Origin of the sequence: Mariniflexile sp. (genome assembly GCF_041583155.1) — a bacterium.
Classification (GTDB): Bacteria; Bacteroidota; Bacteroidia; order Flavobacteriales; family Flavobacteriaceae; genus Mariniflexile.
The window spans coordinates 21,651-29,026 of sequence record NZ_JBFHGK010000046.1; the positions used below are offsets into that span (position 1 = coordinate 21,651).

The 7,376-nt window shown below is 34.5% G+C and carries 3 protein-coding genes; all 3 read right to left on the reverse strand.

Annotated elements, in window-relative coordinates; genetic code table 11:
* Positions 1-3,210 (reverse strand): SusC/RagA family TonB-linked outer membrane protein, encoded by a 3,210-nt coding sequence (locus ABYI63_RS14295; protein WP_372757226.1) that lies wholly within the window; start codon positions 3,208-3,210, stop codon positions 1-3.
* A 412-nt stretch (positions 3,211-3,622) separates the two neighbouring features.
* A complete protein-coding gene (locus tag ABYI63_RS14300) occupies positions 3,623-6,673 on the reverse strand; it encodes a glycoside hydrolase family 2 TIM barrel-domain containing protein (RefSeq protein ID WP_372757228.1) in 3,051 nt (1,016 codons plus the stop codon).
* 139 nt (positions 6,674-6,812) lie between these two features.
* The coding region (locus ABYI63_RS14305) for a sulfatase/phosphatase domain-containing protein (protein ID WP_372757230.1) at positions 6,813-7,376 on the reverse strand (564 nt) is incomplete at its 5' end.

Sequence of the window (7,376 nt, forward strand, 5' to 3'; positions counted from 1 at the left end):
TTAAAATGCGACTCTTAAACCTAAACTGTATCTCTTCACAATTGGATAACTATTCGTTCCACTATTTTCAGGATCCATTTGATCATCTAGTTTGCTCCATGTAAATAAATTGTTCCCATTAGCATATAACTGTAATGAATTTATTCCTAATTTCTTAATATGCTTTTTATTAAACCTATAGCTAACCTCAACACTTTTTAATCTTATATAAGAACCATCGGTGTAGGTTAAGGTACTACTTGTTCTATTATGAGTATTTACTAAGTGAAGTGCTGGCTTGGTTGCTGTTAAGGCCGTTTCAGGAGACCATCTCTCCGTTACGTCTTCATTTGCTTGTATGTACCCATTAAAATCGAAATAATAGTCATTTGAAATAATGTATCCCACATCGGAAACGCCATAAAAACGCGCAGACATATCAAAGTTTTTATAACCAACGCCTAATCCAAGTGAATATGTTCTTAAAGGGAAACCTGTAATTTTATCCATGGCAACATAATCTGCATTTGTTACAATACCATCGCCGTTATAATCTACATACAACGCATCTCCAGGAACTAAATTCCCTTGACTTGAACCCAAAACAGGTGTTGAACCATTATATATATCATCTAAACTTTGATACAAACCGCCTTCTAATAATCTTCTTGACCAACCAATTGGTTTTCCAGCTTCTTGAAGATATTCCGGTTCTAATCTTGGATCATTTCTATAAACAACTCTGTTTTCTGAAAAAGCTGTATTGAAATCAACATTATACCTAAAATCTTCTCCTATCTTATCTTTCCAACTTAACTCCAGTTCATAACCATGTTTTTTGGTTTCACCAATATTACCAGTAGCAAATTCACTTACCCCTACAAAAGAAGGTAACCTTACATCCATTAAAATACCTGTACGCTGTTCTTTATATAAATCTAATGCAACATCTAATTTTTTAAATAATCCTATTTTGAAACTAAGATTATGCACACGGCTTTCCTCCCATGTTGAATTAACATTTGCTAATGCCCCTTCTTCATATCGAGGACCAAAAGAAGTTAAATTATCAAGCCCGAAATTAACATTGCCGGCTGTTGAATAAGACTGAAAATATTGAAAACGATCGCCTGGGTCATCTCCAGTAACTCCATATGAATAGTTTACTTTTAACAAGTCCATCCATTTTTCTGTATTGTTTTTGATTATTGGTTCTTCAGATATCACCCAACCTAAACCAATAGATGGGAAAAAACCAAATCTTTTACCAGGTGCAAATTTTTCTGACCCTGAATACGAGCCATTCGCTTCCAATAAATAACGGTCTTTATAATAGTAATTTACCCTACCAATCCATTCTTCTCTTTTATATAAATACCCTGTTCTATAGGTATCCGCTTGCCTCCACATAATGGCATTCGAACTCACTTTATGATTCCCAAAAGTTCTTTTATAGTCAAATTGGAATTTATAATTTAGTTTTCTATTATACCCATACAAAGAAGGAGTATTAGCTGTTACAGGACCTTCTTGCGCTTGTGGATCTGGATATCGTATCTCGCTAAGTAAAGGATAGGATGTTTCTCCATTTGTTCCCACAATTGGATTTGCATAATCGTATGTACGAGAATATCTAATAATATCAAAGGTTGTTACACCAACACCACTGCGCAATATTCTTTTTTCATAATTAGACTCAGATGAGTAATTGATACTTGTTTTAACACTAAGCCCCTTAGTTATAAAATCTAATCCTTGTTTTAACTCGGCATCATAAAATCCTTGAAAATATTGATAGGTTCTTTTACCTCCCTCATTAAGTTGCATAATTACATTGGCATCTCCTGTTGTACTATCACCATAGTATCCATCATCGTAGGTTATTGGAAATAAATTTCTAGGCGCCGTATAAATAAGATTAAAAAATTGCGCTTGTCCATACCCATCTTCGCCTCCACCATCTATACGATAACCTGGTTGTGTTCTTTCTCTATAATTTCCAGAAAAATTAACACTTAATTTGGTTGTAGGTGTTACATCAAAATCAAAATTAGATCTCCAGTTATATTTTTGCACTCCAAACGCAGGATCATAAATTTCATTAGGTATAGTTTTAAATATATCACCATCATCCCTATATCCTACAGATACAAAATATTTTACCAAAGTTGAACCGCCGCTCATATTTAAATTATAGGTTTGCTCTATACCTGTCCCCATTATTTCGTCAGTCCAATCCACTTCTGGAAAATATATATTATAAGGCCCTCTTTGAGCATAATTTTGAACCCATGCATTTATAGTAGATTCAGGAATTAATTGCGCCCAATTTTTATCATTTGTGGCAGCCTCATTATACATGTTTTGAGTCGTGATATAATCTGCAAATTTTGGTTTAGCCGTAGATTTCTTAAAACCAATATTTGAAGTGAAATTGAATTGAGGACGTCCTATTTTACCTCTTTTTGTTGTTATTAAAATTACCCCATTGGCACCTCTAACACCATAAACTGCTGTAGCCGATGCATCTTTTAAAACAGAGATAGTTTCTATTTCATTCGGGTCTATATTATTAATATCCCTTTCAATACCGTCAACCAAAGTAAATGGTGCGCTATCGCCCTGCCAGGATGACCTCCCACGTAAATACAAACTAGCAGCATCTGCTCCTGGTTTTCCACTACTGCTTATCGCTGTTAAACCTGGTAAAGAACCTTGAAGTGCCTCTGATATTGTGCTAACAGAACCTACTTGCTGCAAGGTTTCCCCTTTTATTGATGAAACCGCTCCTACTAAAGTTTGTTTTGTTTGTTGACCAAAACCTACAATTACGATTTCGTTTAAGCTAGTTGAATCTGCCTCCATTTGAATAGTCATTGGAGACATTGAACTAGTAATATTCTTAATAATTTTAGTTTTATAACCAACATAACTAATTTCGATATTGGAATTAGCATCTATTTTAAGATTAAACTCACCATCAAAATCTGTTGCTGTTCCTTTAGAGGTGCCTTGCTGTATAACGGTGGCTCCAATTAATGGCACCCCTAGCTCATCCAACACCGTACCTTTAATAAAAATGTCCTGTTGTAGGACGGAATTAGTAGAATTATTGTTTTCTGCAAACAAAAAGGTTGATGTAACCATTAATAAGAAACACAACATGGTTTTAGACAACAAATTACCTACAATCTTAACTTTCAAAAGTTTTATGGGTATTTTCGTATTCATATTTTCAAAATTCTAAATAATGGTTTAATTTTCTTTTAGGTTCTGTTTTCATAATTAATTTAGCTTTTTAGTTTAGGTAGTTTTTAATAGTTTATTAATAAATATTTAAGAACTGTTTAAGACAAAATTAACATTCTTAAGAGTTTTATAATTCTCATTTATGGGTTCAAAATGTTGCTAAAATGGATTTGTTGCATTAAAAAACAAGAACTTGCAACATTTCAGTCTCTTGCATATATACAGCTTATTGGACGTCATTATTTTTTAGCTAATTATAAATTCAAAACTTAAATAACCAGTACTTTTATTTAAAAATAAAAATTAAATAGCCTATTATTTAGACTTATAAAGTCTAAAATTTCATTGGATAAAAAACATTGAATAATGATGTAATGATAAGAATTCTTCCCATTTATTCTACAACTAACTTCAATAAATTAGGCCCACTTTTGCCAACCGTTTTTAATTCGATATAATTAGCACCTGCATTTAATTTATGACTAACTACAATGTCCTGCCAATTTGAATTCCAAGATTCGGTAGTTTTAAAATCTACAATCCCTACGCTTTTTTTATTGATAAAAAGCTCCATAGGCCTTGATTTTAAATCGTTGGAAGCATAAGTAAATTTTAAAGTGAATCGCCCTTCACTCCCATCGTTTTCTTGATACCAACTCACCTCTCCTTCTTTGCCTTTAAAATCAATATAATGCCGGTTTAAATTAGAAATAACCACGGCACCTTTAACATCGGCATCCGCAGCTAACATACCATTTGTAAATGCTTCTGTTGAATTAGCAGTTTCATTTCTATTCCAATGCAATCCCAAATCTTCACCAAACTTTTCCTGCATCGACAGTACCACATTACCATTCTTAACAACAATAGCCTTCACTTTTGTTCCTAAATTTACTTCAAAAGGGGTTTTATAAATTTGGCTTTGTGTACTAGGTTGTTTTCCATCTATAGTATAGTAAACAATGAAATCTTCCCGATCCTTAGAACCCATTAGACTTAAACTTTTCACATCTATACTCACTTTTTTTGATGTTAATAATTGTTTTTCACCTAAAATGGCCCCTGCAGTTAATGATGCTTTTTTAGTATCTTCTGACAGCGTAACAAAAGCCCTAGTGGCTCCCATAAAAGCCTTTTTCTCATAAACACCAGCATTTTTAGTGGTATCTACTGGGTCTCCATTTTCCAATGAATGTAAAGTGACACCACCTTCAAGATGGTAATATATATTGTTTTCTCCATAAGGATAAAAAACACCATTAGAATCAATCAAATTTGTTGTTACAATAGCCACTTTATCTGTTGCTGTATGCGTGTATTTATCTTCTAAATCCAACTGAATTTGCGCAGGTGCTTCCGCCGTAATTTGATTTGAAACAACAACTTCTTTACCATCCACAAAACCTTTCGCTATTATTGCACCTGCATCCCACGGTACCATCCATTCGCATTGCATCTCGTTCCATTTTTTTCCTGGTTTGTCTTTTCCTAAAGAACGACCGTTCAAAAACAATTCTACCTCTTCACAATTTGAATAGACCCAAACTGGAATTTCAACTCCTTTTTCTAAAGTCGGATGTGTCCAATGTGGCAATATGTGCACCATTGGTTCTTTGGTCCATTGACTTTGATAAAAATAAAACAGGTCTTTTTTAAACCCTGCCACATCTAAGGCGCCTCCCATAAAAAGACGAAAAGGCCAACCGCCGTGCACATAGCCCGCTTCGCCATAATAATCATAACCTGTCCAACGAAAATGACCACTAAACCATGGTAAATCACGCATTAATTCCCAATTTTTTCGAGCAGAAATACGCACCATGGCATTGTCATAAGACGAATTAAAATGTTGTTTTCCGTTTTTCCAGGCATTAGGAGAAGCCCATTCAAATTGAAACACCTCTTTTTCGGTTAAATCGGGCAATTCAAAAGGTTGCTGCCCTTTGTTTGGATATCCATCTCTAAACCATGTTTTGGTTCTGTAATACCCCCTCGTTTGCCAAGTATGTGGTGCTTCTGTGGCAACAAAAGGTTTCTCGGGTCTTTTTTCAGTAAAAAACCCTGCTTTCTCGCTTCCACCGTTCACCCCAAATACATCCATAAATTCTGAGGAACTATGTCCGGATGTTACTGGTTTTGTAGGGTCTAACACATGGCAAAGGGCTACCAATTCCTCTCCTATTTTTCCTCTAGTTTCATTACCAACACTGTAAATAATTATGGATGGATGGTTTCGGTTCCGTAGTAACCATTCGGTCATGTCTTGTTTCCACCAATTATCAAAAGCTTGTTTTCCGTAATCTTCCTTTGCTTTTTGGCTCCATCCATCAAAAATTTCATCCATGACCAAAATACCCAATTCATCACACAAATCGTAAAGCATGGGTGGCGCCGGATTATGTGCTGTACGTATGGCATTTACGCCCATATCTTTTAACAAACCTAATTTCCATCGTAACAAAGGTTTTGTCCAAGCGCCACCCAAAGGTCCACCTTCATAATGCTCACTAACTCCTAATAATTTCGTTACTTTTCCATTTAACCAAAAGCCTGTATCGGTTTTCCAATCTATCGATCGAATTCCTAAATTAGTTTCTACCTCATCAACAAGTTTATTTTTAATCTTTAAGCGACTGACAACTTTATACAAATAAGGAGTATCTGGGCTCCATAATTTTGGATGCTCAACATTTAATTCAGTGCTTAATTTATGATTGGCATTTTTAAAATTAATTTTCTGGGATTCCTTTGAAATAATTCTACCTTCAACGTCTTTTATGATGGTTTCTAAAACACCTTTTGATTTTGAATTGTTTGAATTTTGAAGTGAAGTTTCAACAGCAACAACCACAAAACCATCTGCTATTGTGGGGGTTGTAATATATACGCCGTGAGTAGCTATAAACTGTGGATTCGTGACCACCAAACGTACAGGAGCATAGATGCCACAAGGATGGTACCAACGGGCAGAAGGTTCTTTTGAGTTATCAACCCTAACCGATAGAGTGTTACTCCCATCGTTTAAATATTTAGAAATTTCATAACGAAATGAAATATAACCATAAGGTCGTTTGGCTAAATAATGACCGTTTATCCAAACTTCACTATTCATGTAAACGCCATCAAATTCAATGGTTACAAGTTTGTTTTTCCAAGTGTCGGAAAACTCGAATGTTTTTTGATACCAACCAATGCCTCCGTCAAAATAACCGCCACTTGCACCTTGTGCTCCATTTTCCGAGATACCTTTTTCGAATGCCCAATCGTGAGGAATTTGTACTGGCTTCCAATTTGAGATTTCTATTTCAGGATTTGAAAATTCAGGATTGTCCTTAAGTGTGAATTTCCAATCGGCATTAAAATCAATAATTTCCCTTTGGGAAAAAACATCAGTTAAAAATACATAGGAAGAAACTATTAATGCGACTATAATTTTATATTTCATGTCTTTTTATTTTTGTTTTTATCGGTCACATGGCACTTCGGTATAATCATTCCCTTGGGTATCAAAATGGAGTTGTGAAAGTTTCGTATGTAACTTTATTATAAAAAAACTAAGAAATACTTGCTTCTATTTTTAAAAATTAATGCGCTGATTTTTGAACATTTTTCAAATCGACACCTTTAAAATATTTGTCTAAAATATATTGTGGCTGCTTATCATCAGGTTTTTGCTTTAGCTTTTTATAATCGTATTCTAGCGGTAAAATAGCTGATGGATAAAGGTTTGCCGTATCGTCTGTTGATTTATGCCAGGTTTCAATTAACCCCATCATTTCACTTACTTTAGATTTGTAATCGCTTAATTCTGCGAGATTATGAATTTCCAACGGGTCATTTTTTAAATTAAATAACTGCGTAAAATTCCTTTCCGGATATCTAATCAATTTCCATTCGTCTGTTCTCACAGCTCTGGCCGTATGTCTGTATGAAGTATAAAGTGATTCCCTAATTTTAGATGCTTTCCCTTTGACTATGGAAATGAAGTTTTTGCCATCGATATTGGTTGGTTCTGGCAAATTACATAAATCTGCCAAACTTGGGAATACATCAAACAAATAGACCAAAGCGTCTTTTATTTCGTTTTTAGGAACTCCTGGACCACTGATTATTAACGGCACTTTCATGCTATGTTCATAAAGGTCTTG

What these genes read in the sequence shown, in the direction of transcription:
- ABYI63_RS14295 (WP_372757226.1), bottom strand. Translation starts at nt 3,210, where the DNA reads ATGAATACGAAAATACCCATAAAACTTTTGAAAGTTAAGATTGTAGGT.
- ABYI63_RS14300 (WP_372757228.1), bottom strand. Translation starts at nt 6,673, where the DNA reads ATGAAATATAAAATTATAGTCGCATTAATAGTTTCTTCCTATGTATTT.